This window comes from Halorubrum distributum JCM 10118, from assembly GCF_000337335.1.
GTDB classification, from domain to species: Archaea; Halobacteriota; Halobacteria; order Halobacteriales; family Haloferacaceae; genus Halorubrum; species Halorubrum distributum.
This window is the reverse complement of the sequence record NZ_AOJN01000028.1, coordinates 1-2,035: the sequence shown is the minus strand read 5'-3', so window position 1 is coordinate 2,035 and position 2,035 is coordinate 1. Positions and strand designations below refer to the sequence as shown.

Annotated in this window: 1 rRNA gene; it reads right to left on the bottom strand. The window is 57.8% G+C overall.

The features are described 5' to 3' along the window. Positions 1-2,035 (bottom strand): 23S ribosomal RNA (locus C466_RS15840); the annotation flags it as partial.

Here is a 2,035-nt window from a genome sequence, read left to right as displayed (position 1 = left end):
GACTCCTACCTATGCTGCACATCGGCGACCACGTCTCAGCGACAGCCTGCAGTAAAGCTCTATAGGGTCTTCGCTTCCCCTTGGGGGTCTCCAGACTCCGCACTGGAACGTACAGTTCACCGGGTCCAACGTTGGGACAGTGGCGCTCTCGTTTATCCATTCATGCAAGCCGCTACTGAAGCGGCAAGGTACTACGCTACCTTAAGAGGGTCATAGTTACCCCCGCCGTTGACGGGTCCTTCGTCCTCTTGTACGAGGTGTTCAGATACCCGCACTGGGCAGGATTCAGTGACCGTACGAGTCCTTGCGGATTTGCGGTCACCTGTGTTGTTACTAGACAGTCGGAGCGCCCGAGTCACTGCGACCTGCTCCGTCGAGAGCAGGCATCCCTTCTTCCGAAGGTACGGGACTAACTTGCCGAATTCCCTAACGTCGGTTCTCCCGACAGGCCTTGCCTTGCGCTGGCAGAGCACCTGTGTCGGATCTCGGTACGGACATCATGCTTGCCTTTTCACGGGCCCTATGTACGGCTGACTTTCGCTATTTCGCGTTTCGCTCGCTTCGTGCCGTGACGGCNGGTACGGACATCATGCTTGCCTTTTCACGGGCCCTATGTACGGCTGACTTTCGCTATTTCGCGTTTCGCTCGCTTCGTGCCGTGACGGCTTCCACGAGTTTCCACGATTCGACCGGGCGAAGGCCCGGCTCAGCGTTCCACACGGCGTCGGCGTTTACTGCACGATGGCGCTGGAATATTAACCAGCTTCCCGTTGATGTAGTCAAGTTGTGGTACATCTTAGGACCGGCTAACCCTCGGCTGAACGGCAGTGCCGAGGAACCCTTGCTCTTCAGGCCGTCGAGGTTCTCACCCGACTATCGCTGCTNNTCCGACCAGTACGCCAACCTACGCGGTTGCCCCTGTCAAGGGCACGGCCAGGTCTCGGTGGTAGATTTGAGCCCCGATCATTTTGGGCGCCTCAAACCTCGGCCGGTAAGCTGTTACGCTTTTCTTAGCGGGTAGCTGCTTCTAAGCTCCCCTCCCGGCTGTTTAGGGCTTGAGACCACCTTCGAATCGCACTTAATCTACACTTTGGGACCTTAACCCGGCTCTGGGTTGTTCCCCTCACGGTACACAGGCTTACCCCGCGCACCGGACTCCCTTCGTCTACAGCGCCTGCGGGTTTGGAGTTCGACAGGATGGCCGACTCCTCTCGGAGGCGGGTCATCCAATCGGTAGCTCTACCCCGCGGGCTACCTCGGAAGAGGTCATGCTTCGACATGTTTCGGTTGGAACCAGCTGTTGCCAGGCTCGATGGGCCTTTCACCCCTACACACGAGTCACGAGAGGNGTAGAATACCAACTCTAACAGGCCTCCACGTGGCTTTCGCCACGCTTCACCTTGCTCGCGCGTAGATCGCCTGGTTTCGGGTCGCACCTGGTTGACTCCCCGCGCTTGAACACGGTGGCCCTCGCAATGCTGCGGCCGTATCGGTTTCCCTGCGCCTTCCCCGGTTCACGGGTTAGACTCGCCAATCAAGTGCACTCCCTGGGTCGTTTTTCAAAANCCCTGCGCCTTCCCCGGTTCACGGGTTAGACTCGCCAATCAAGTGCACTCCCTGGGTCGTTTTTCAAAACGCACGACACGACGCCGGCTCGATTCTTTTCCTACTAGAGGATCGCTCTTCGGTCGTTTCAAGAATCGCCTTGTACGCCCTGTCGCTCGATCGCCAGCTGATTTCAGGCCCTATTGCACCGCCCTTCTCGGGGTGCTTTTCAGCGTTCGCTCACGNCGAGGAGTGTTTAGCCTTCTCAGGGGATGCCTGAGATGTTCACAGAGGATATCCGACCCCTGCTACTCTGGATTTGACGCCATCCGTACTGCTCTCTCATACGGGGTTGTCACCCTGTTTCACGCTCCGTTCCAGGAGACTTCTGAGAGAGTGTCGAGATTTGGTTGTCAACCCGAACACCACATTGGTCCGAAGACCTTCGGTTTGGGCTGTGTCGCGTTTACTCGCGGTTACTGACGACATC